Genomic DNA, 23,398 nt, shown 5'->3' with positions numbered 1-23,398 from the left:
GGTGTAAAGTGGCTGACATCAAAACCAGTCAAGTTATGCTGAACTAAGATTTGGGCAACGTTGATTGTCAAATCACTGTTGTTTCCCTTAGCTATAAAGACGCCAGTCGGACCCATTTGCATATGTTCTCAAGTGATAGTCAGGTCTCTCAAGACGGCAAGGCTTCTTCTCCGAAATATCGTAATCATCCAAAAGACGCTGCGCCTTCTCACAATGGTTTGCGAAATCACAACCTGCCGACTCATGACCTGCCAACTCACATAGAGAATCCCATTTCAGCAGAGACCCCGTCTCCTCAATCAGAACAAATAGGCGCTGAAAGTATGGATTCTGCAAGTCTAGAGACTAGAAAATCAGGTATCGACAAGGCTAAAATCACCAAACCCGATACAGCTAAAGCTGAAACCACCAAAATTGAAACCGATGAGCGATCGCAGTCTTGGCAGATTGCCCCAGACCTTTTTACCAGCTTCCGATACGCCTGGGCAGGCATCAGCTACGCCTTCCAAACTCAGCGAAACTTCAGAGTTCATACAGGTGTCGGCGTCTTAGCGATTATCCTTTGCTGGACACTCGAAGTCAGTAATATAGAAGTGGCTGTGGTTTGCCTAACGATTGGCGCAGTCTTGGTCATGGAAATTCTCAACACCGCCTTAGAATCTCTAGTCGATTTGACAGTTGGGCAGACCTATCACGAGCTCGCTAAAATTGCCAAAGATTGCGCCGCTGGAGCGGTTTTGATGGCGGCAATGGTTGCTCTCGCGATCGCTATTCTCATATTCGCACCCCCGCTTTGGGCGATCCTGAGTCATTCTATACAGTCGGTTTAGACACGTTTAGACTGACCCTACTGATCTAGATAGGCTTTTTTACTAACCCTACTCAAAGAGACTTTATATAACCGCATTGACGATCTAGCTGCATTGGCGGACCCATCAACCTGACCCACTACCCCTTGTGATCCTGGCCCTATGATCCTGGTTATCGATAACTACGACAGCTTCACCTACAACCTGGTTCAGTACTTAGGTGAGCTAGGTCAAACCCTAGATGTTGCCAGCCAGATAGAAGTTTTCCGCAACGATCAAATCACAATAGAAGAGATCGTTGCCAAGCGGCCAGACGGCATCGTCATCTCACCGGGGCCAGGGACACCAGACGACGCTGGCATTTCTTTGCAAATTATTGAACAGCTTGGTCCTACACTGCCGATTCTAGGTGTCTGCCTCGGGCATCAGAGCATTGGACAGGTTTACGGTGGCAACGTCATCGGCGCAACAGAGCTGATGCACGGCAAGACCTCACCTGTTCGCCACAATAATACTGGTGTCTTTGCTGGATTAGCCGACCCGCTGACGGCAACCCGCTACCATAGCCTAGTGATCGATCCAGCCACCTGCCCTACAGTCCTCGAAGTCACCGCTTGGGTAGAGGACGGTACCATCATGGGCGTTCGCCACCGCGACTATCCTCACGTCCAAGGTGTACAGTTCCACCCGGAAAGCGTTTTGACAAAGTCTGGCAAAGATCTACTCAAAAATTTTCTCAAAGACCTGAGCTAGCGCTTCTCTTTTTGCGTCCGCCCCTACAAACTGTCCTAATTCTTCCGTGTATCTAGGCACAACATACGGCAGGATAAAAGAACAGTGTGGAAGGTTGACAAAAAATAATGATGAATCGACGCAATCTTTTGAAGTATGTAGGCGCGGGCTGCCTAAGCACCGTTGGACTAGGTCTTGCTTCAAAGTATCAGTTTGCTCAGGCTCAGACTGGGCCGTTGACAATCAAAGCGCTAGGTCACACTGCTTTTTTGTTCACAGGCAGCAGCAAGCGAATATTAGTTAATCCATTCAAACCTATCGGTTGTACCGCCGGATATGCTGAGCCCAAAGTAGCCGCTGACGTGGTGCTCACTAGCAGTCGAATGTTTGACGAAGGTTTCGTGAACAATAGCTACGACAACACACAGCTACTCGAAGAACCCGGAGACTACACGGTTGGTGTTTTAGAAGTGCAGGGCGTGAGTATGCCTCACGACCGACTGGGCGGACGGCGGTTTGGCACTAATGTCGCCTGGGCATGGAATCAGTCTGGTATTAACGTCGTACATCTGGGCGGTGCGGCTGCGCCGATCGCGATCGAAGATAGGATTCTGTTGGGTCGCCCGGACATATTGCTATTGCCTGTCGGCGGTGGCCCCAAAGCTTACGGGCCAGAAGAAGCGGTTGAGGCGGTGCGATCGCTTAATCCCAAAATCATTATTCCGACTCACTACCGCACCCAGGCTGCCGATGCCGACGCCTGCGATATCGTTGGCGTAGAAGACTTTATCGCCCTGATGCCAGACGTACCTGTCACCCGAGGAGACGACACCTTTTCGATTAGTGCTGGTGCGTTACCCAGTAGCGGCATGCGGATCGAAGTTTTAAGTTATCCTTTTTAAAGTTTGCTTAACACTTTAAAAAACGCTTCGGAATAAAAGCGTCACGAACTCATGCAGAGCGAGTATCATCAGCGTCGGCAAGCTGTGCTTGAGGCCATTGGCCAAGGCACAGCTATCTTTTGTAGTGCCCCTACCGCTGTCATGCACAACGATGTGGACTACCTATTTCGACAAGACAGCGACTTTTTCTATCTCACAGGCTTCAACGAGCCCGATGCGGTGGCCGTACTTGCCCCCTCGCATGAAGAACACAAATTTGTCCTTTTCGTCAGACCCAAGGATAAAGAGGCAGAAACCTGGAGTGGCTATCGCACTGGCGTAGAGGCGGCTAAAGAAAAATACGGTGCCGATGAGGCTTACCCGATCACAGAACTGGGGAAAAAGCTCATAGAGTATGTCCAGCCAGCGCCTAGACTTTACTATCACTTTGGCAATGACCAAGCTTTTAATCAGCGCATCATTAGTCTGTGGCAGCAACTGCTCAGAAAGATGACCAAAAAAGGTAAGGGCCCAGCCGCTATCGAAGACTCGAAGCTGTTGATGCAGCAGTTTCGTCGGGTAAAGAGACCCGCTGAGGTCGAGAAAATTCGACGCGCGATCGCAATTAGCGCCGAGGCCCATCAGGTTGCCAAAGCCATGGTGCGTCCTGGCGTATACGAATATGAAGTCCAAGCCGCTCTCGAAAATGTCTTTCGTCGCAGAGGCGCACTGGGCCCGGCCTATCCATCGATCGTGGCTGGGGGAGAAAATGCCTGTATCTTGCACTACGTCGAAAATAACAGAGTGCTCAAAAACGGCGATCTGATCCTGATTGACGCTGGCTGCGCCTATGAGTACTACAACGCCGATATCACCCGGACTTTTCCAGTAGGCGATCGCATCTCAAAAGAACAAAAGATTCTCTATGACCTTGTCCTAAAAGCTCAGCTAGCGGCCATCGAAAAGGTCCAGCCGGATCTACCATTCAACGCCTTCCATGACGCTGCTACCAAAGTAATCACAGCGGGCCTAGTCGAACTAGGTTTGCTAGAAGGCGACGTAGATGAGCTGATCGAGGCCAAAAAACACAAGGCTTTTTTCATGCACGGAACCGGACATTTTCTAGGCTTAGACGTACACGATGCGGGCATCTTGCGTAATCCCGATAAGACTTGGAAGCCATTCGTGCCTGGAAACATCGTCACCGTAGAACCTGGCATCTATATTCCGCCTGATTACGAGCCTGATAACGAGCCGGATGAAGAAGGAAAAGAGGAAAAATATCCGCAGCCGCAGATTGAGGATCGCTGGAAAGGCATTGGCATTCGGATAGAAGACGATGTTTTAGTCACTGAGACTGGCCACGAAATCTTGACAGCAGCTGTTCCAAAAGCGCTAGAGGAAAAGGTACTAGCTAGCCAGATTGCCTAGTTTGAACTCACCAACTGCTCTACCGAAGCGCGTGCCTTCATACGATAAGTCTCTAAATAAAGTTTAAAGATCGCCATAACTTTGCCGGATCAGCGTATGAGTCTGTCGAACTAAAGAGTAGGATACGAGAGTAATTTTTTCAGATCGCCCCCTTCTTCGTTGTGGTTCAAAGGAATCACTGATTAGAACAGATTTATTTGTTATGTGAACAAGAAAATCGGGCAGTCTAATACCTGAAACACCGAGAGATTACTGAACTTTATCTAGACCGCTAGCAGCCATTAGACTGTCAACAGACCTTCAGATGCTTGGGTCTTCAGGTATACAGAGTTTTGGATTTACAAATTGCTGACAAACCTTCACAGTATCTATAGCTTTAGTAGTCACTTTTGTGATTTTTTCCAGGGGCATATCGCTGATGACCATACAGATAATCTGACATCGACGGTTGCTAGTAGGTATAGCAATGCCGTCAGCGAATTTATTTGGTATCGAGGATCTAGACTGTGAGATTGAGTTCTCTACTACCTGCACTGTCTCTAGTAGGGGCATTAGTGCTTGCCCTACCGTCAGAAGCAGCGAGTCTTCAGCTCTGGCGATTCAATTCCCAAGAGAATCGGCTGACATTTACGACCGACGACAGTATTCAACCGACTGCTCAGCTTTTGTCCGGTCCAACTAGACTCATCATCGATATGCCAGGCACTACGCTCGACGAAGCACGGGGCTTGGCAGTGGATCATCCTGCTATAAAAGAAGTGCGGGCCGTCGAGCTAGACGCCGAAACCGCTCGGTTAATCGTAGAATACAAACCGGGATATACCCTCGATCCTAGTCAGATACAGGTGCGCGGCGAAAGCTCACGCCAGTGGACAGTACAGTTGCCAGAGGCGACCAACTTGGCAGGGGCCAGTTCAGAAGGCAGTGCGAAGCCCGCAGCGCCCACAGATAGCAACATAGTCAGCAACCGTCCCGTTCAAGATGCACAAACCCGCGTTCAGGGCATTGTTGCCACGGTAGATGGCTTTTTCATCCGCACTGCTGGCGAAACGGCTGCGATAGAAGTCAGTCGGTTTTCAGATGATGGCCAAAACTATATCGCTATAGATCTAGACAGAACTGCTGTATCGATCGGCTTAACATCAGCTCGTCTACCGGTTGACCGCTACAGTATCGATAGCTGGCAGGTCGATCAAGTATCGGCGCAGCCAGCAAGAGCTAGAATCACCCTAAGGCTCGGAGAAGATAGCCCCGATTGGGATATTGCGGCGCACGAAGGAGGAATTACAGTACTCCCTAAGGATATCGCTATCACCGCTGTACCAGACAGTGGCAACCAGGCAGGCACGACCGAAGCCTACGCCTCTAGACTGGCAACGGCAAACAGGCAATTAGATCAGGCAGATCCTAGCGCGCTACCAACCATTCCAAACGGACGGTTTACCGTTGTGCTAGACCCTGGGCATGGCGGTCGTGATCCAGGCGCTGTCGGCATTGGTGGCCTCCAGGAAAAACAAGTAGTCAATGACGTTACCCCACAGGTGGCCGCCATTCTACGGGCGCAAGGGGTAAATGTCGTACTGACAAGAGAGAGTGATTACGAACTAGACCTAGCCCCTCGGGTACAGATCGCCGAGCGGGCAAATGCGTCTATTTTTGTCAGTATTCATGCCAACGCCATCAGCATGAGCCGCCCGGATGTAAACGGGTTAGAAACTTTCTATTCTTCAGCAGCGGGCCAGCGACTAGCTAATACGGTTCATGCCAGCGTGCTAGCGGAGATGGGAATGCGCGATCGCCGAGTTCGTAGCGCCCGGTTCTATGTGATCCGTCGTACTTCTATGCCTGCTATCCTGATCGAGACAGGATTTGTCACAGGCGTAGAAGATGCGCCGAACCTAGCGGATCCAGCTTGGCGAGAGCGTATGTCTGTTGCGATCGCTAGGGGCATTCTGCTGCACTTACAGCAAGGTCTTTAAGACAGTATTTAAGACAGTAAGGGACAGCAAGAATTCTGTCTCTAAGCCTACTTCTTTTCAGGATGCTGCACTTCATCGCATGGGATGCCTAGCTTGCCAAGAAAGCGAATCATTTGATGTAGTCGGCCCTGATTACGCTGGTTGAAATGCAAGGCTAGACGGGGCAAGGATACTGTCTCGTCGTCCTGCTCAACGGGAAACGCCGAAACTTCTCGAATGGTTCCTTTGGTCAAAATATCTGGGTACTCATCGTTTAGCCGATCGATACCACCCGCGCACAGTGGAGCCTTGAGCCGAATAACTAGCTGATTATCTACGTACCGGCTAGAGTGATACATCCGGTAGAAGTCTTCGATTGACGCTATGGCATCGTCAATACTGTCAGTCAGATGATAAAGGCTAGTGTCATCAGGGCTAATCAACTCCTGATCGAGTAGTCTGTTTCGCAGATAGTAGTCCCAGCTCTTCCAATAATCACCGCCGGGTCGATCAATTAGCACTAGCGGCAGCGGCGCTGCTTTGCCTGTTTGAATCAGAGTAAGTGATTCAAATGCTTCGTCTTGAGTCCCAAAGCCGCCTGGGAAGAGTGCGATCGCATCGCTTTCTTTCAAAAAAAACAGCTTGCGCGTGAAGAAGTATCTGAAATCTATGAGCTTGTCATCGCCAGTCATCGTTGAGTTTGCGCCCTGCTCGAAAGGCAGTTGGATATTCAGCCCGAAAGAGCGATCACGCCCTGCCCCTTCATTCCCTGCTTGCATAATGCCACCACCAGCGCCAGTCATCACCATGAAGCCCTCTTGGCTGATACGGCGCGCAAATTCGACTGCCATCTGATACTCAGGGCGATCGCTTGGGGTTCTAGCAGAACCAAAGACCGTCACCTTCCGCGTATGCCGATAAGGATAAAAAGACTGAAACCCTATCTCCATATCCAACAAAGAGCGACTCAAAATTTTCCAATCCAACCGCTCAGCCTCCTGCTGAGTCATCCGCACTAACGTTTCAAATATTTCCTCTATCAACGCTCCGTTTTCTAGCTCTGGTAGGCGACTTAGAGCATCTAGAACATCTGAGCGAAGACTTGGTCTAGGCTGAGAGTGATGCTTTGACAAAGAATTACTTGACTGCGAAAAGGGATTAGTCATTGGTTAACCGGATAGAAGATACAGCGACGTTCGGATGCGAGCGAACATCGCAAGTCACCTGGGCCTACTGCTATAGCTAGTAGTACGGAGCAAAGTGGCGAACGCTATATATGAGCGACTCACCCATGTGACTGCTACTTTAGTAAAGTGACAAACACCATAGTAGAAGAGACCCAGTGACCAGTGCCTTGAGATTAGAGTTTTGAGATCAGCGCCTAGAAATCAGGGTCTTGAATAGATACCTTTAGCAAAAGACAGCGCTTCATCAAATCTGATCAAAAAGAGGCTCTAGCGAACGCTAGAACCCCAACGGTACGAAGCCCGGTTAATCGAAAGTGCTTGTATCAAACGATCGAAGACAGGCATCTCTAAAACCAGTTCATTAGCAGCCAAGATTCTAAAATCCAAGTCTGGTGAACTTCCTAGCGAACTCTGCCTAGTGAGCTATAGATACTTTTCTAACGTATTGGCCAAAGTTGTTTTAGGTACCGCACCGACGACCATATCCACGCGCTGTCCGCCCTTAAAAATCATCAGCGTCGGAATGCTGCGAATACCGTATTGGCTAGCAACACTAGGATTTTCATCTGTGTTGACCTTTACAACTTTAACTTGACCATCATACTGCTCAGAAATTTCATCAACGACGGGCGCTACCATTCGGCAAGGGCCACACCAAGGTGCCCAAAAGTCTACCAATACTGGTGTCTCGTTTTCTAAAACTTCTTGCTTAAATGTCGAATCTGTGACCTGTGCGGCTGACATTCTTAAAATCCTTAGTCACTCATGTACTCTGAATCTTACCATAGCCAAAAGACGTCACCTTTTTTCCACCCACTACAGATTTCTTTCGGATTGCCTAAAAAATCTCCTCCCTATTACATATATATCCAACGTATAGAAACTATGTTCGGCATATAAGAACACTCTCACGACCTATCTTTTTACTGCCTAACTGCAAATAGATCGCTGTAACGAAGGGCGATTAATTCAGATATCAGATAATAGATATCTAGAGAAGAAAAGGAACCGCCTAGATCGTGATGACCTAGGCGGGGTGTGGTGTGAGGAGTGAACGGAAACTTGCGTCTCCGCTTCTCTTTAATTGTAAGAGACTCTTAGATATTTGCCATAGAGGTTCTGAGATATCAGAGACAAGTCTTAAAGTTTGCCTGATTTCCTGGGGTTTTAGCCTATTTTTATCCGCGATCGCCCCTACTTTGTCAGAGCGTATCCATTTCAATCAAACAGGTAGCTACCGAGTAATTACTTACCCATACCTAACTGCTGCGCTTTTTGATAGACTTTGCCCTCAGTCAACAAAGAAGGTGCAATCACAACCTCTACCTGTCTCATCTCACTGAGATCTTTTGCGCCCAAAGTGCCCATGCTAGTTTGCAGTGCCCCTAAGAAGTTGTGCGTCCCATCATCTAGCTGAGCAGGACCGCGCAAAATCTGCTGCAAAGAACCCGTTGTCCCCACCTCGATGCGAGTACCCCGAGGTAGGACCGGACTCGGTGTTGCCATACCCCAGTGGAATCCACGTCCTGGCGCTTCTTGGGCCCGCGCAAACGGAGAGCCGATCATCACACCATCTGCGCCAGAGGCAATGCACTTGCAGATATCACCGCCTGTCACCAAACCACCATCTGCGATGATGGGCACATAGCGACCTGACTCTTTTTGATAGTCGTCCCTAGCGGCGGCACAGTCGGCTACAGCCGTCGCCTGTGGCACCCCTACACCTAGTACGCCTCTAGAGGTGCAGGCCGCACCCGGCCCAATTCCTACCAGCACACCTGCCGCACCTGCCTTCATTAGCTTCAAAGTGACTTCATACGTTACGCAGTTGCCCAACAGCACTGGGATCGGCATTTCCTCACAAAATTTGGCTAGATCAAGCGGTGTTAAAGCTTCAGGTGATAAGTGATCGGTGGAGACTACCGTTGCTTGTACAAATACGAGATCTGCGCCTGCTTCAGCGACGGTCTTGCCAAACTTGAGCGCGCCCGCTGGCGTTAGGCTGACAGCCGCTAGACCGTCTTGGTCCTTGATCTCTTGAATTCGCTTTGCGATTAAATCAGCTCGTACTGGCTGAGCGTAAAGTTCTTGCATCAGCGGTACGAACTCTGTCTTGCCGACAGAGGCAATCCTATCGAGAATGGGATTAGGATCGTCATAGCGAGTCTGAATTCCTTCTAGATTGAGGACCCCTAACGCGCCTAGTCTAGAGAGCTCAACCGCCATTTTGACATCGACTACCCCATCCATTGCACTAGCAATAATGGGTATCTCTCTGGTGATGCCGCCGATTTGCCAGCTAGTATCGGCAAGCTGTGGATCTAGGGTTTTTGCCCCAGGTACCAAGGCAATTTCATCGATTCCGTATGCGCGACGCGCTGTTTTACCACGACCAATTTGAATATTCACGTCCGTACTTATCCCTAGGAAGCATCTAGCTAGCCTATCAAAGAAAGAAATGGATTGAACAAGAGTGTTGGGTAGTCTTGGCTACTCTCTAATGGCAGCTATAGAGAGTAGCAAAGCCAGCAGGATAAACCAGTAGAATGCTTGCATATCCATTCGCTGTAGCCAAACCTTGTGAATATTTCGTCCCTTAAGTTTTTTCAGAATCTAAGAGCGACCAATCGCCAGTTCGCTGTCATTGGCCTAGGCCGCTTTGGCAGAGCGGTTTGCCTGACGCTACACGGTATGGGCTACGAAGTGATGGGTATAGATTCAAACGAAAGTCGAGTCGCACAGGTATTGACTGACCAAATTGCTGCACATGCGGTTCAGCTCGACTCGACTCAGCCATCGGCGCTAGTAGAAGCAGGCATTCCTGATTTCGACACGGTTATCGTTGCGATTGGCAACTACGTCCAAGAGAGCATTATCACTACGCTCAATGTGAAAGAGGCCGGTGTCGCTAACGTGGTGGCCAAAGCGTCTTCAGAAATTCATGGCAAGCTGTTAGTCAGAGTTGGCGCGGATCATGTGGTTTTTCCAGAGCATGAAATGGGCTGCGAGCTAGCTCGGTCGTTAACACGTCCTGGCATTCTAGACCGCTTCGAGCTGGATCCTGACCACAGTATTGTAGAAGTTGTGGTGCCGCAAAGTTTTGATGGCAAAACCATTATGGAGGTAGATCTGCGTAATCACTACGGTCTGACGCTGATGGCTATCAGTAGAGAAGACGCAAAAGAGGAAAACCACAATAAATTTACAATTAACCCTAGTCCGGTAACGCGACTAAAAGGTGGAAGCCTGATGGTGGTGATCGGTGACAACTCAGGCATCGATAAGCTGCCGATGTAAAGGTGAGAGTCAAGGCTCTATTAGGACTCACGCTAGGGCTGACGTACTAGGGTCAGCACACCAGGATCGACCTATAGCGAGTACCCAAGGCATTAGGTACTCGCCAGTCATTTGGCCTGTTGTACTGCAAGGTTTCTAACCTGTGATCATGTGCTTCAGCCAAGTGAGAAACGCTATAGAGACAAACGCATGAAAATTATCGGGTTGATGAGCGGCACATCGGTTGATGGAATCGACGCGGCTTTGACTGAGGTGACAGGAGAAGGCTATACGGTCGAGGCTGAGTTAATCAAAGGAATTACGTATCCTTATCCAGATCAGGTGCGATCGCAGATCCTATCGATCTGTGCTAATCAGCCTGTTACCTTGATGGAGCTAGCCGCGCTAGATGATGCGATCGCCCACCACTTTACTCAAGCAATTCGAGCACTAGAGGTCGATTTAGCTACCGTTGATCTCATTGGCTCTCATGGTCAGACCTTGTACCATCGTCCACCGAGCGCCGGACGGCTCGGCTATACCCAGCAGCTTGGACGCGGCGATCTCATTGCCTCTATCACTGGCCGTACAACGATTAGCAACTTCCGCGTAGCCGATATTGCCCTCGGTGGTCAAGGCGCACCGCTAGTGCCCATTATCGATGCCTGCTTGCTGGCTCACCCAGTCCACGATCTCGCCATTCAAAACGTAGGTGGAATTGGAAACGTGACCTATCTACCCGCATGGGACTCAGCCGCATCGGCGCTAGAAGCAGAGCCAAAGTCAAAAGCAGATCTCCAACCGTTGGCAGCAGGCGGTATCAGAGGCTGGGATACTGGGCCTGGAAATGCGCTGCTCGACTGGGCGGTTACGACACTTTCCGATGGAGAAATGTCTTACGACGAAAACGGAGCGTGGGCCGCCCAAGGCAAACCCGATCAACTGCTGATAGAACAGTGGCTGCAAGATCCTTTCTTTGAGGCAGCGCCACCTAAATCTACTGGGCGTGAACTATTTGGCGCAGCCTACGCAGAGCAGTGCTGGCAGGATGCAAAAGCTAAGGGATTAGACCCTACAGACTTTTTAGCTACGCTGACCGACTTTACAGCGGCGACGATCGAGCTTAGCTACCGACAGTTCTTGCCTGATTTGCCTACAGAAGTTCTAGTCGGCGGCGGGGGTAGCCGCAACCAATTCTTAATGGATTGTCTACAGCGCCGTTTGCCAGAATGCAACGTGCATCCAACTGATAGGCGGCGAGTCAATGCGGATTACAAAGAGGCGATCGCATTTGCCATTCTGGCCTACTGGCGCTGGCACAGCGTTCCTGGCAACCTACCAGACGTAACCGGTGCTAGCCGACCCTGTCTGCTCGGCGAAATTTGGATACCTTGATCTCGCTATCTGCCTGGGCATCTTAGACTACTGGCGCTTGTCAGTGATTTTGTTACCCAACCTAAGGAACTGCGCTGTGTCCCACAGCTTTCTGCTTGAACCTGGCCGCTGGAAATTACAGGGTACCTGGCTGACTAGAGACACCCTCCCGGTCTCCATCAAAGGCAAAATTTTGGTGGCCTGGAAACAGGCGGATTGCTTTATGGTAGCAACCAAAATCTCCTTTCTAGAGCCCGATATCCTAGAAGAGCCACCCGCCGATATTGTGATCCAGTCTCGCGGACGCATGACCGCCCAAAACCGGCAATACACCTTCGTTCTACAGCACAGTGAGCTCGGCCAGACAGAAGGCGAAGGCTGGATAGCGCCAGAATCTATTGTGCAACGCTACTGGGGCGTCAGCGATAAGCGGCGTCGCACGGGGTTTGAAACGCTGCGACAAATCAGCCCAGACAAATATCATTTCTCGGGTGGAGTGATGTCGGGGCACTACCTCAGCAGCACCATGGAGGCAGAAATCATTCGTCAATCGTCATGACTGATTCCAACACTGGACGTACCGTCTGCGATCGCTACGAACTGATAGAAACTATTGGCCGAGGCTCAATGGGTAGAGTCTACCTAGCGGGCGATTCTCTGCTGGGCGGCGTGCCTGTGGCCGTCAAGTTTTTGTCACAGACACTGCTGAACGAGAACATGCGAGAGAGATTCTTGCGAGAGGCAATGACCTGCGCGCAGCTTGGTCAAAAAAGTATTCACGTGGTTCGAGTGACCGACTATGGCGTCAACGAAGATGAAGTTCCCTTCTATGTGATGGAGTATCTGAAGGGTGATAACGTCGGTCAGATGGTGCAGAGAAAACCTTTACCGGTCCCTCGATTTTTAGGTCTAATCCGCCAAGTTCTATTGGGGCTAAAAACAGCCCATAGCGGTATCTTAGTTGATGGCAAAGTCGTGCCTATCATCCACCGCGATATTAAACCTAGCAACATACTAGTTACTGTCGATCCATCCGTAGGAGAGCTAGTCAAGATTCTAGATTTTGGCATTGCCAAACTCCTGCAAGAAGGCGGCGAGCAAACTAGCACCTTCATGGGCACGTTGGCCTACGCCTCTCCAGAACAGATGGAAGGTCGCGAGCTAGACAATCGCTCAGACATTTACAGTCTAGGCGTGATGATGTATCAGATGCTATCTAGCAAGCTGCCTGTCAAACCAGCTAACAATACGTTTGGGAGCTGGTACAAGGCCCACAGATTAGTAGAACCAAAGTCTCTAGTCCAAGCGTACAAAGTCCCTAAAGAACTCAATGACGTAGTGATGGCCTGTCTCTCAAAACAGCGGGAAGATAGACCATCCACAGTGAGCGACATCATAGAAGCGGTTTCCCCATTGGAGAAACGCTTCGGCTCTAGCTTTCAAATCTCTCAAAGAATTAGCACCACACTCTCCAAGCTTCCAGTCGCTCATAGCGTTGGTCCACCCATCCCCGTAGGAGAGACCGTGGCCAAGTCAAGTGTTGAAGAAGCGGCTCTACTTCGAGAGGAGCCGCCATCAGCACCTGCCAAAGACGTAGTAAACAATGTATCTGCGAGCAGTTTGCCTGCGGACAACTCGAATAACCTGCCTAATCAATCGGTAGAAGCTAAACCTGTAGGCGATTTAGAAGCCGATGCTCAGAGCCCGCCAGAGTCTGCGGAACTTTCTCCTACAGAAAGATTCTACCTAGACCAAAAGTGGCCCGCTAGTATGCCAACTGCTCAGATCGTTTTTCCTCGCCTCGTGAGTCAGTCGGGTGAGACCGCAGCCACTTTGTGGGCAATGATGCCACAGGCCGAAATCGAAAAACGTATCCGCAATACTCGCTACAACAATTTTATGTGTACTATGACGCCCCACCCTATGGTGCTATGGCTAACTGCGTTCTACAACAGAAATGAGGGTCCTCGCTGGATGCCCTGCTATCTAGATCTCAAAAAAGCTGCTTCTCAGGCGATTTTGTGGCAGCTTACCCAAGCACAACAGTATCAAATTCTTTTCTTCACTCAGGAATCACCACACCTTTGCTCTCGGATCAAAACGCTCAATATTGCGACTAGTCAGCTTAAGCTGCTGCAAAACTGGGCAGTCAGTGCCCGTCACGCAGCCACCGTTGGCACTCCAGTAGAAAGTAAAGCACTCTTGAAACGCGAGCTAGAAAATAACTTAAAGCCTAAAATCACGATGAACTTTGAGGCTATGCATTCAGAAAAACAGCCCGCTATGGATACCTCTCTAGGATTTCTCAAGTAAAGCTATCTACTTTAGGATTCCCTACGCAGAGCCATCTACAGGTTAGGAAGCACTGTAAGCTAAGGGGCGCTACGAGTAAGCAATCTGTGGGTTAGTTAGCTGTAGGTTGGTCAATGAAAGGTTGGTCAATAAAAGGTTGGACTATTGCCTAACTCTCTCACTGCCACTCTCTAGCCAGCATCCTCTATTTGTCACTGTGAGGAAAATGGACGATAGGGTGCCAGGAAGCCCGTAACATAGCATTGGTAAAACTAGGAACGGTAAGCTTTAGCAGCCCTTTGTTTTTCCCAGGACGAACGGCGATCGCACTGATATCATGCATCTCACCTGACTTCAATATCTCTTCGAGCGGATCGCCGACGCGCACTTCAGTTTCGATCTGACTACCTAGTCCCTCTAACTGAGCAGCAACTTTCTTTAGCTTAGTCTGTGCGTTTTTAGCCAGATCACCGCTAGGGATGCGTCCACCACCGTCTATCACCCAGCTAAGTAAACACGTTGCTAGCGCGCAGTCTGGATCGGCTTGAATTCTGGTTTTGATCTCTTTGACTAGACTATCTGCATTTTCACTACCATCATAGGGGAGCAAAAAATAGTCGAACATATTCTGACACCGCTGCGCTAGCTCACTCTCGCGGTAGGTAGATATCAGCTGAGGGCGCAAAATCAGTAAAGGAGTTTTAGCCTTTTCCGCTAACGCCATTGTGGTGCTGCCAAACAAACGCTCATTCAATACTGAGCGCGTTGGCATCCCAGAAAAAATGATATCGGGCTGATGCTCTTTGACTGCCCGTACAATATTGTCAGACGCTCGCCCAGAAGCGACTTCGATCTCTACCGTAGTACCCTCCGGCACATTAGACTTGGCTATCGCCAAACGTTCGCGAGCCTTACTGACTCGCTCTTCATCCACACAGGGAATTTCTCTAGAGGTCATCAGCGGCACATTGTGAAAAAACACCAGATGGGTCATGCCACCTTTTGCTAAATCTGGCACAAAGTTGGCAAAGCGCTGAAGACTATCTGAGAAGTCAGTACAAATGAGCACACGCTTAAACATAGAGTCGTACCGATAAACTGTCTTGAACAAAATACTTGGGAGAGTCCTTAAACACTACCACTCCCCTCAAAGATAAACCTTACCTCTTTTGAACCGAATCCTTCGATAGCGGCAGATCTTCAGTTGGTTATACAGCGATTTGCTAAGGCATCGAGCAAATCGCTAGTCGCTTAGCTTTGTATAGCTTTCCGCACTTTACTTACTACACCGCAAAAGGCTACAGACCTTGCCATACAGCGCAAAGTGCATACCGGCACATAGGCGCTGTCTTCTCTTTGAGTATGCATCCGCGCATTGCTATATTTAGTCTCATTTCGTACGAGCTAACTGCGAGAGTACTGAAAGGATGATAGTGAAAGCTAGAGGCAGACTGCTACAGCTTTGCGCTCTCGGATATGGCGATGACTATGGCTGTGATATTATCACGCCCACCCTGTGTCTTCGCGGTTTCAATTAGACTAGCAACAGCAGTTTCGCAGGTAAGCATAGACGCCAAGCAGCCAGCAATTACCTCGTCAGAGAGCTCTTCACTTAGACCATCACTACACAACAAGAGGCGATCGCCCTTTTCTAACTCTAGCGGTTGAATCTCTACACCTGCTAGATCCTCACGGCCCACGCACTGAGAGAGGACGTGCCGCCAGGGATGAGTGGATATCTCTTCTGAGGTTAGCCCACCTGACAGCATTGCCTGTGCTACCCAAGTGTGATCTTTTGTGACCTGGATCAGGCTGTGTTCCCTTAGCAGATACAGCCTTGAATCACCCACGTGAGCACACCAAAAGCGCCGATCGCGCAGCATTACTATCACAACGGTTGTGCCCATATCGGCGCGTTCTGGATGCCGACACTGATCGGCCAAGACGGCTGAATTAGCAGCGGCAATGGCCTGCCGCAACAGTGCTGGCGATGATAGAGTGCTGCTTCTATGAGTAGTTAAGTAGTCTCTAATCGTTTTGGTTGAAAGGCGGCTAGCTTCCTGGCCCCCAGCATGTCCACCCATGCCATCAGCGACGATAAATAGATCGCCTTGCGACGAAATGTAGTAGCTGTCTTGGTTGGTCGCTCTTTGTAAGCCAATATCTGTCAGACCAGCAAAGGCTAACCCTTCTGAGGAATAGTTCATGGAGAAAGAACTTTCTGAGTCCGAACCCTTTCAGACTGAATCTAAGGCATTCTGTCCGCTTTCGCAATTCGCATCAACAGACGGATTAGTGCAATGCCCGAAAAAGCTGCGATCGCTCCCATAATCACCGCTGCCCAAATGAACTCGAATATGAGTAGCAGTGTTGCTGAGAGCGTAAACGTACCGACTAGCAAAGTGTAGCTATTCGCTAGAGATAGGTTGCTATTACGGCGAAGAATGCGATCGCTCTCTATAGAACGTACCCGCACTCGAATATCACCTCGATCGAGGCGATCGAGCGTATCTTCTATTCGTCTAGGCAGACTGAGTGCGGAGCTACCCACCTGCGCCGCCTGCCGACTAATTTCACCCAAAAGACCGTTGGGCTCACCAGGCATACCATTTGTCATAAGTTCTGTCGCGTAGGGTTTAGCGGCCTCCATAAAGTTGAATTCTGGATCAAGCCCTTTACCTACCCCCTCTAGGGTCGAAAAAGCTCGCATCACAAACGTGAACGTCGCCGGGAATCGAAACGGCTGGTCATAGGCAACCGCATATAGATCGTCACTAATCGCCGTCACCGATTGCTCCTCGAACGGCTTATCCATCATGTTGTCTAGGATGTACTGGATCGAACGGCGTACCGGTCCCATGTCGTCAATTTGGGCCAGCGCACCGAGCTCTACTAGCGACTTCATCACTAGCCCTGCATCGCGCTGAGCGATACCGACGAACGTATCCATCAGCCGAGTCCGAGTGACTGCCTGAATCTGGCCCATCATGCCAAAGTCATAAAAGATAAGCGACCCATCTGTATCGACCGCGATATTGCCAGGATGGGGATCTGCGTGGAAGAAGCCATCCGTCAGTAGCTGACGTAGATAAGCCTCAGCGCCCAGCCTAGCTAAGCGCTTGCGGTCTAGTCCTGCTGACTCAAGCGCTTCGTAGTGGCTGATTTTAATCCCTGGCATATACTCTAGCGTCAGCACTTTAGGCGAAGTATATCGCCAGTACACACGCGGCACCTTCACCCAGTCAACCCCTCGGAAATTCCGTCGAAACTTGTCGCCGTTGCGTCCTTCATGCAGAAAATCAATCTCTAACCACAGTAAGCGGCAGCATTCTGCATAAATGCCCAACCAATCGCGACCGCGTCCCCACTCTTTGTGATTTTGAAAGTATTGAGCGATCCCCTTCAGAATAGAAAGATCAATTGCAAAAAGTCGCGACAGCCCAGGGCGCTGAATCTTAACAACGACTTCTTCTCCAGAATGCAGCCGAGCACAATGCACCTGACCCAGACTAGCTGCAGCAATAGGAACCGGTTCGAAGCTTTTGTACAGCTCAGCTAGCGGACGACCAAAATCGCTTTCTATCGTGCTTTTAACCTTTTCGTAGCCAAAGGCAGGCACGCGGTCTTGCAGCTTTGAGAGCTCTTCGACGTATTCGATCGGGAAAAGATCGGCCCTAGTTGAGAATAGCTGACCGATTTTAATAAAGGTAGGCCCTAGGCTCAAGCAGGTTTCTCGAATCCAAACTGCCATATCTTGACGGCGTTTGGTCTGTTTTTCAGGCGTGATTTCCCCCCCATAGGTCCATGCCTTTCCGTAAAGCCACCGCTTTGCCAGCAACTTTAGAACAAATGACCAGATGTCTATGAATCTTTGTGGCCGTGAGTATGTGCCCTTGTTCCAACGATAGTCACCGTCTTTATAAGTATTGCTTGTATAAGCAACAGCCGTTCTGGCCACTGACTCGTGAACGGCGGAAATTCTAGCGGCTTCTCGCTCAGACACCCCTTTCATAGGAACTGAACGAGTTTCAACCGGATCTGACGCGGCCACAGCCCGCTGCGAAGCGATGACTTCTGCGACCGGAATCTTCTCACCAGAGTGACTGCCGTTACGAACGAAGTGATGTTCGCGATGGTCAGTATGCTCGCCTCGGCTAGTGGGATCAACTGGGTCAATCGATCCGTCTATGCTCGATCTGTCTGCGGTAGGTCTGTCTGCGGTAGGTCTGTCTGTGTTAGATCTGTCGATTTTGCTGTTGCTTGGCTCGGCGGCGTCTGGCTGCACGACTTCTCTGCCTCTAGAACCATTTGCATTGGGGTATGCATGTATCTCAGCGGCAGGCTGATCGATCTGCCGCGACTCGGTCGCTGGGCGGGGCTCACTGTCTCTGGGAACGGCAGTCACTCAGTTTTCCTGGGCTAAAAAGAAGTTTAAGGGAAGAATGTTTTTTAAAACTGAGCTAAGACCAAAATGGCCATACTCTGCGGTGTTAGAAGCTGCGGTATTAGAAGGACTTGCAGACCTAATCTAACAAATACGCCTGAAAAAGTCAGTGCAAGGAATTCAATTCTGGCGATACTGCTGAATGGCTGCTCTTGCTTGAGCAATCTCAGCTCTCAAGTTGTCAATAGTCACCTGTAGATCTTCGACGTCGCTACCGGGCGCAGACGCCGCCCCTGTAGAAATGCCGTCAGCTTGGGTTACGCCAGCTGCAGCCTGCGCTTGCTCCGCTCTAGCCATCACCTCTTCAGTAAACTGACGGAAGTATTCGCGCTGCTCAGCATCGAATTTCCCTAGTTTGCCAAGACCGTCGCTGACTAGATGTTCAGCTCTTTCACTCACAGCCGCTGCCAGCGCGCGTCCTACAAAAAAAGCTTGCAGCATTGATTCACTCAGTAAATGGGTTGTCGTTTCTACCTTTGCAATTATAAACACCCTTGAGTGCTTCTCGCAGACCTAGACAGGCAAAATCATTCTTTCAGAGGATAGTAGCAGCGCGATCTCACCGACTAATGCTCATTTCTTCCTACGTCTCATCCCAATTTGTCTGGACTCATTCATCAAGGAAGCATCCTATCGAGAGAAGCTAACTATTGAGAGAAAGGTCTGGTATCTGCATCAAAATAAGGTTCAAAGACTGGATCTTCTAGTTCTGGAATAGTGATATCTACGCCATCAGAGTCAAAGTTGGCTGATTCACGCAGCAGCGGTCCGCTGCGAAGCTTTTCTAAAGGATCTTGGGTGAATTGAGTGGGCCTTTGTGATCGGCTAGCAAACTCGTCAAAGCTGCTGGGATAAACAGTGTTAATCTGATCGATTTTAGATTCCTCGCTATCAAGGTCAGGTGAAAAATCCGAGCTATTACTATCTGGGGCCAACGAGTCACTTTCCCAGTCTGATGAAGTAGGAAACGTCTGGATCGGGCTGAGGAAGCGCGCATTAGGCGAGGTGGTCAGTGAAAATCGAATGATCGCACCGCTGATCAACCCAACCAGTCCGGCCATTCCTGCGGTAATGGTCAGGGCCTGGAAAATTGATAAGGGAGGAATTTCTGAGCGATCTCTTTTGAGTGCGTTTTGGGGCGATCGCAATTTTTGTTGGTGCTTAGAAGGCGATATAGACATAAAAATGCCTTGCGTTAAGGGTGCTATTAGGAAACCTTGTATGGCTGATATTCACGGACTAGAATCACGGGCGCAGCCAAAGGACTGCCAAGCCTGAGAATATTAGCTAAAAAACATCAGCTAGCGCCAGGATATTGAGCCAGGACGTACTGTTCTGCAGATTTGGGGGTGGTCAGCTTACCGTCTAGCTGCTGTTGATGGATATCTGCCAAGATCTCTTTAAACTGCGGACCGGGTGAATAGCCAAGCCGCTTTAGAGTACCACCGTTAATCAAAGGCGGAATGAGCACTAGCTGAGTTAGGTATAGCCAAATTGAAGTGCCTAGTGTGTGCGGATGGCGACTAGCTATTAGGAAAAGCTCGGCGCGTGAATGCGATCGCAACGATTTGTACACCTGGCTACGAGACACCTGGCTACGGGATTTTTGGCTATGAGCCACCTGACTGCGAGACCAAGCAGATTGAGTCGTCTGCGCTCCTAACTGTGATCGCAGGTGCGACTCCCAAGCGTGAATATTGTGCAGGCGATGCTGACTTTGCGCGCTGAGGTTGAGAGCGTCGGCAACGCGATCGCATCGATCTGGTTCTAGCTGAGCAAGTATGAGCTCTAGCAACATTAGCCATCTGGGCTGGTCTACTTCAAACTTACGCACCCAGCGATCCAGTCGGCCTAGCTGCCGCAGTAGTTCAGGCGTGATAGCTAAGCTATCGTCTAGGCAAGCTAGCGCCCCTAGATTGTCTAGACAGACTAAAGATTGCTGCCAGCCTGGTTCTTCTAGCAGGTACTCCAATTCCGCTCGCAGCCGAGACTGTAAAGCGGGGACTTTTTCATGGGTGGAGCGCGATTTCGTATACACTCCACTCTCTAAAGCAGTTCGCACTAATTGCTCTGTTTGAGTCTCAAGGCTAAAGCCCAATCGCACCGCAAACCGCACAGCCCTAAAGATTCGAGTAGGATCGTCAACGAAGCTATCGGTATGTAGCACTCGTACTAAGCGCTGCTGTAAGTCTGTTTGACCCGCGAAGATATCGAGCAGTTGGCCTGGCTGAGAACCAGTGAGCTTTAGTGCGATCGCATTAATCGTAAAATCGCGTCGGTAAAGATCGGCGCGAATATCACTAGGTTTCACCTCAGGATTTGCGGCTGGGTAAGGATAGAACTCTGTCCTGGCCGTAGCAATATCGATTTGCCAAGACTGCCACGTCAGCCTTGCCGTTTGAAACTGACCGTAGATCTGCGCTTCTATCTCTGCGTATTTCGCTCGAATGGCCTCTGCTAAAACTACACCTGCCCCTACAGGAGACTCTGCATTTCCCTGCTCCTGGCTTTCTACCACCAAATCGATATCAGTCAAAGGTCGAGAATTTTCTGATCCGTCTAATAGCAGGTCTCGAACAGCTCCTCCGACAAGATATAGAGACCAGCCTCTGTGCTCAGATTCCTTCATAAGCAGCAGCAGCACTGGCCAAACTTCTGCCATGCGCTTCACAAGCTGCTGATACAGCATGTCTGAATAAACACTCATCTCGCCATACCAACCGCCCAATCTTTTCGAGCCATGCTCAAACTCATAAGGACATTCCTCATAAGAACATTCTAAGTCGTCTGCCTTCGACGTCTCGATCTAGCAATTCTTTTCATTTTTCCGACAGGAACTTTTGCAAGAGTCCTAATTTTTGATAGCTTAGCTATATAGGATCACCAGCGATAAGTTCTGTTGAGCCTGCTTAAATAATGTTTTGAGAGTACGAAGATCATGTCTGTTATTTTCCAGCTAGCTCTGTTTGTTTTGGTGCTTTGGTCTTTTGTCATGATCGTTGGCGTCCCAGTGGCATATGCTTCACCTAGCAACTGGGATCAGTCTAAGCGTCTAATCTTCCTAGGCTCTATTGTCTGGGGCGTTCTGGTAGTTTTAGTCGGTGGGCTGAACTATCTAGTGGTTTGATCGCGCATCACCTGATCGCTCGTCGTTTGAGAGCTCGACTAGCTTTCTCTGTTCCTATGTATTAGTTTCCAATATTACTTGAGACCCCTATGGCCGTTTTCGAAGGTAATTTCACTCAGTCAAGCCACATGAAATTTGCCTTCGTAATTGGCAGATTCAATGATTTAGTCACTACGAAACTGCTAGCGGGCGCTCAGGACTGCCTAAAGCGTCATGGTGTCAGCGTTGACCCGCAGGGTAGTCAGGTAGATTATATCTGGGCTCCTGGATGCTTTGAGATTCCACCATTGGCGAGGCAGCTAGCGCTTAGCGGTAACTATGATGCCATTATCTGTCTAGGCGCTGTCATTCGTGGCAGCACGCCGCACTTTGACTATGTTGCAGCCGAGGTCGCCAAAGGCATTGCTGCGACTAGTTTTCAGACAGGAGTGCCTGTTGTCTTTGGTGTGTTGACGACAGATACCATGCAGCAGGCGTTGGAGAGAGCCGGGATTAAAAGTAACTTGGGCTGGAGCTATGCCATGAGTGCCCTAGAGATGGCTAGTCTGATGGTGCAGGTCAAAAGTGGGCGTCCGGCTATGAACGGTATGCTCGCAGGGGGACAGTCAGCGGCGCTACCCACTGCGGCAGAGGCTAGCTGATCTAGACCAGTCTGCTTAAACCACCTCATTCAAACGCTAGACAAAAGACCTCTTAGCTATCTAGAAAATGCTTTTAGGGTTGACAAATGTGTTTTATCTTGAGAAATTAGTAAAAGTCTAAAAAAGGCAAATGCGGGTGTAGCTCAGTGGTAGAGCGCAACCTTGCCAAGGTTGATGTCGAGAGTTCGAATCTCTTCACCCGCTTATTAAAAGTTAATAGTACAAGTTAGAATTTAGTTTCTGAGATATCGCCCTTGAGATAGCTCTAGCCTACGATACCTGTTCTAGATGGTTTTGTTACTAGTCGGCTTTGTTACCTACAGTCTGGGCGATCGTAGGTACACTTTATCTAACCCTATTTCTATCTGGCCTATTTCTATCTGGCCTATTTCTATCTGGTAAGACTGCTAGTGCATTCCAAAGAGACACAGCTACTAGATCCCAGCCAAGTCTATCCCTGTCCGTCTTGTCGGCAGGGGGCACTGGTGCCAATTACGCTGACTGAAGCCTGGGGATGCGATCGCTGCAAGCAAATATTCGAGCTTCGAGCTGAGCCTAATACGGTTGAAAAGCTAACTACGCCTTATCCTCGTCAGCAGATCTGGCAGTGGACAGGCAAACACTGGGTATTAAAAAGCAGCCCAATAAAAGCCATTGTGACTGCTCTGATGGTGTGGGCTCGGCTGCTGTTGTTGCCTGCACTGTTTTGGGTTGGCTGGTCGCTATTGTCTTGGACAGGACTGCCGATTTTGATTAAGGGTGCTTTAATCTTGCTGGCTTTGGTAGTAATGTTTTGGTTGGTGTTGCGACGCTAGCTTAATGACCCAGTCTCCTTTTGATTTGAGTGCTGCTCTAGCGGCTATTCGGCTTTCCACCGAGCAGCTAGGCTCCGACGAGCAGTGCTCTCGGGCACTCGTCGCTATGGGCAACGCTATGGGCAAAGGATTAGACGACATTCTAGAGGCGAATACTCTAGATTTAGAAATCAGCAGAGATATGGCTGTGCCGGAACTAGTTGCTGAGTGGCTAAAGCTGACGCCGGAAAGGGTGAAGACTGCAGCTAGCGTTTGTCATCGCTTAGCCGCGATGGGGGCACCACCGACTACTTCTGCAAATGTCAACAATAGTAGCTATAGTCAGATTCGCCCATTAGGTATTGTCGGCTTTATCTACGAGGCATTTCCTGACCTGGCTGCGATCGCAGCGGGTTTGTGTATTCGTACGGGAAATGCCCTAGTCTTACGAG

At 49.7% G+C, this 23,398-nt stretch carries 21 protein-coding genes, 1 tRNA gene and 1 pseudogene; 14 read left to right on the top strand and 9 right to left on the bottom strand.

The window, feature by feature from the left end:
- Positions 1-122: 122 nt before the first annotated feature.
- The 5 genes from IQ256_RS04165 to IQ256_RS04145 all read left to right on the top strand — a co-directional run bounded on the left by IQ256_RS04165 (position 123) and on the right by IQ256_RS04145 (position 5,832).
- Positions 123-830 carry a diacylglycerol kinase family protein gene (locus IQ256_RS04165; RefSeq protein WP_228024558.1) on the top strand — a complete coding sequence of 236 codons (708 nt, stop codon included), beginning with the start codon at positions 123-125 and terminating at the stop codon, positions 828-830.
- Positions 831-971: 141 nt separating this feature from the next.
- Positions 972-1,562 carry an aminodeoxychorismate/anthranilate synthase component II gene (locus tag IQ256_RS04160; RefSeq protein WP_193854292.1) on the top strand — a complete coding sequence of 197 codons (591 nt, stop codon included), beginning with the start codon at positions 972-974 and terminating at the stop codon, positions 1,560-1,562.
- Positions 1,563-1,669: 107 nt separating this feature from the next.
- Positions 1,670-2,443, top strand: a complete 774-nt coding sequence (locus IQ256_RS04155; protein WP_228024557.1) for an MBL fold metallo-hydrolase — start codon at positions 1,670-1,672, stop codon at positions 2,441-2,443.
- Positions 2,444-2,494: 51 nt separating this feature from the next.
- Positions 2,495-3,853 carry an aminopeptidase P N-terminal domain-containing protein gene (locus IQ256_RS04150; RefSeq protein ID WP_193854291.1) on the top strand — a complete coding sequence of 453 codons (1,359 nt, stop codon included), beginning with the start codon at positions 2,495-2,497 and terminating at the stop codon, positions 3,851-3,853.
- Between the two features lie 506 nt (positions 3,854-4,359).
- Entirely contained in the window at positions 4,360-5,832 is a 1,473-nt protein-coding gene (locus tag IQ256_RS04145; protein ID WP_370623345.1) for an N-acetylmuramoyl-L-alanine amidase, read from the top strand.
- Between the two features lie 47 nt (positions 5,833-5,879).
- Here IQ256_RS04145 and IQ256_RS04140 read toward each other — a convergent pair whose 3' ends face one another.
- From IQ256_RS04140 to IQ256_RS04130, 3 genes are all read right to left on the bottom strand, one after another.
- The gene (locus IQ256_RS04140) at positions 5,880-6,977 is read right to left on the bottom strand and encodes an LOG family protein (protein WP_228024556.1); all 1,098 of its coding nucleotides are present in this window, start codon (positions 6,975-6,977) and stop codon (positions 5,880-5,882) included.
- Positions 6,978-7,421: 444 nt separating this feature from the next.
- Entirely contained in the window at positions 7,422-7,742 is a 321-nt protein-coding gene (gene trxA / locus IQ256_RS04135; RefSeq protein WP_006454864.1) for a thioredoxin, read from the bottom strand.
- Positions 7,743-8,243: 501 nt separating this feature from the next.
- Positions 8,244-9,407 (bottom strand): GuaB3 family IMP dehydrogenase-related protein, encoded by a 1,164-nt coding sequence (locus IQ256_RS04130; protein WP_193854290.1) that lies wholly within the window; start codon positions 9,405-9,407, stop codon positions 8,244-8,246.
- Positions 9,408-9,578: 171 nt separating this feature from the next.
- On the opposite strand from IQ256_RS04130, the gene IQ256_RS04125 reads away from it, so the two are divergent.
- The 4 genes from IQ256_RS04125 to IQ256_RS04110 all read left to right on the top strand — a co-directional run bounded on the left by IQ256_RS04125 (position 9,579) and on the right by IQ256_RS04110 (position 13,961).
- A complete protein-coding gene (locus IQ256_RS04125) occupies positions 9,579-10,295 on the top strand; it encodes a TrkA family potassium uptake protein (protein ID WP_193854289.1) in 717 nt (238 codons plus the stop codon).
- A 189-nt stretch (positions 10,296-10,484) separates the two neighbouring features.
- The gene (locus IQ256_RS04120; RefSeq protein WP_193854288.1) at positions 10,485-11,669 is read left to right on the top strand and encodes an anhydro-N-acetylmuramic acid kinase; all 1,185 of its coding nucleotides are present in this window, start codon (positions 10,485-10,487) and stop codon (positions 11,667-11,669) included.
- Positions 11,670-11,745: 76 nt separating this feature from the next.
- Positions 11,746-12,207, top strand: a complete 462-nt coding sequence (locus tag IQ256_RS04115; RefSeq protein WP_193854287.1) for a hypothetical protein — start codon at positions 11,746-11,748, stop codon at positions 12,205-12,207.
- A complete protein-coding gene (locus IQ256_RS04110) occupies positions 12,204-13,961 on the top strand; it encodes a serine/threonine-protein kinase (RefSeq protein WP_193854286.1) in 1,758 nt (585 codons plus the stop codon). The genes IQ256_RS04115 and IQ256_RS04110 overlap by 4 nt, the downstream gene beginning before the upstream one ends.
- A gap of 184 nt (positions 13,962-14,145) precedes the next feature.
- On the opposite strand, the gene IQ256_RS04105 is transcribed toward IQ256_RS04110, so the two are convergent.
- The 6 genes from IQ256_RS04105 to IQ256_RS04080 all read right to left on the bottom strand — a co-directional run bounded on the left by IQ256_RS04105 (position 14,146) and on the right by IQ256_RS04080 (position 21,091).
- Positions 14,146-15,021 (bottom strand): universal stress protein, encoded by an 876-nt coding sequence (locus IQ256_RS04105; RefSeq protein WP_193854285.1) that lies wholly within the window; start codon positions 15,019-15,021, stop codon positions 14,146-14,148.
- A 373-nt stretch (positions 15,022-15,394) separates the two neighbouring features.
- A complete protein-coding gene (locus tag IQ256_RS04100) occupies positions 15,395-16,147 on the bottom strand; it encodes a Stp1/IreP family PP2C-type Ser/Thr phosphatase (protein ID WP_193854284.1) in 753 nt (250 codons plus the stop codon).
- 41 nt (positions 16,148-16,188) lie between these two features.
- A complete protein-coding gene (locus IQ256_RS04095; RefSeq protein ID WP_370623344.1) occupies positions 16,189-18,345 on the bottom strand; it encodes an ABC1 kinase family protein in 2,157 nt (718 codons plus the stop codon).
- 159 nt (positions 18,346-18,504) lie between these two features.
- On the bottom strand, positions 18,505-18,825 hold the full coding sequence (locus IQ256_RS04090; RefSeq protein ID WP_193854283.1) for a DUF6825 family protein: 321 nt from the start codon (positions 18,823-18,825) through the stop codon (positions 18,505-18,507).
- A gap of 206 nt (positions 18,826-19,031) precedes the next feature.
- Positions 19,032-19,565, bottom strand: a complete 534-nt coding sequence (locus IQ256_RS04085; RefSeq protein ID WP_193854282.1) for a hypothetical protein — start codon at positions 19,563-19,565, stop codon at positions 19,032-19,034.
- A gap of 116 nt (positions 19,566-19,681) precedes the next feature.
- Complete coding sequence (locus IQ256_RS04080; protein ID WP_193854281.1) at positions 19,682-21,091, bottom strand: CCA tRNA nucleotidyltransferase; 1,410 nt, start codon at positions 21,089-21,091, stop codon at positions 19,682-19,684.
- Between the two features lie 231 nt (positions 21,092-21,322).
- Here IQ256_RS04080 and psbZ point away from each other — a divergent pair, with 231 nt between their 5' ends.
- The 5 genes and pseudogenes from psbZ to IQ256_RS04055 all read left to right on the top strand — a co-directional run.
- A complete protein-coding gene (gene psbZ / locus IQ256_RS04075) occupies positions 21,323-21,511 on the top strand; it encodes a photosystem II reaction center protein PsbZ (protein ID WP_006456669.1) in 189 nt (62 codons plus the stop codon).
- Positions 21,512-21,600: 89 nt separating this feature from the next.
- Positions 21,601-22,152 carry a 6,7-dimethyl-8-ribityllumazine synthase gene (ribH, locus tag IQ256_RS04070; RefSeq protein WP_193854280.1) on the top strand — a complete coding sequence of 184 codons (552 nt, stop codon included), beginning with the start codon at positions 21,601-21,603 and terminating at the stop codon, positions 22,150-22,152.
- A 132-nt stretch (positions 22,153-22,284) separates the two neighbouring features.
- Positions 22,285-22,356: transfer RNA gene (locus IQ256_RS04065), tRNA-Gly, on the top strand.
- A gap of 206 nt (positions 22,357-22,562) precedes the next feature.
- Positions 22,563-22,967 carry a hypothetical protein gene (locus IQ256_RS04060; RefSeq protein WP_193854279.1) on the top strand — a complete coding sequence of 135 codons (405 nt, stop codon included), beginning with the start codon at positions 22,563-22,565 and terminating at the stop codon, positions 22,965-22,967.
- Between the two features lie 4 nt (positions 22,968-22,971).
- Positions 22,972-23,398, top strand: a pseudogene (locus IQ256_RS04055) (gamma-glutamyl-phosphate reductase); the annotation flags it as partial.

This window comes from cf. Phormidesmis sp. LEGE 11477 (assembly GCF_015207105.1).
In the GTDB taxonomy this organism is placed as follows: Bacteria; Cyanobacteriota; Cyanobacteriia; order Phormidesmidales; family Phormidesmidaceae; genus Phormidesmis.
The sequence above is the reverse complement of the archived record's forward strand: the minus strand, read 5'-3'. Positions and strand labels throughout refer to the sequence as shown.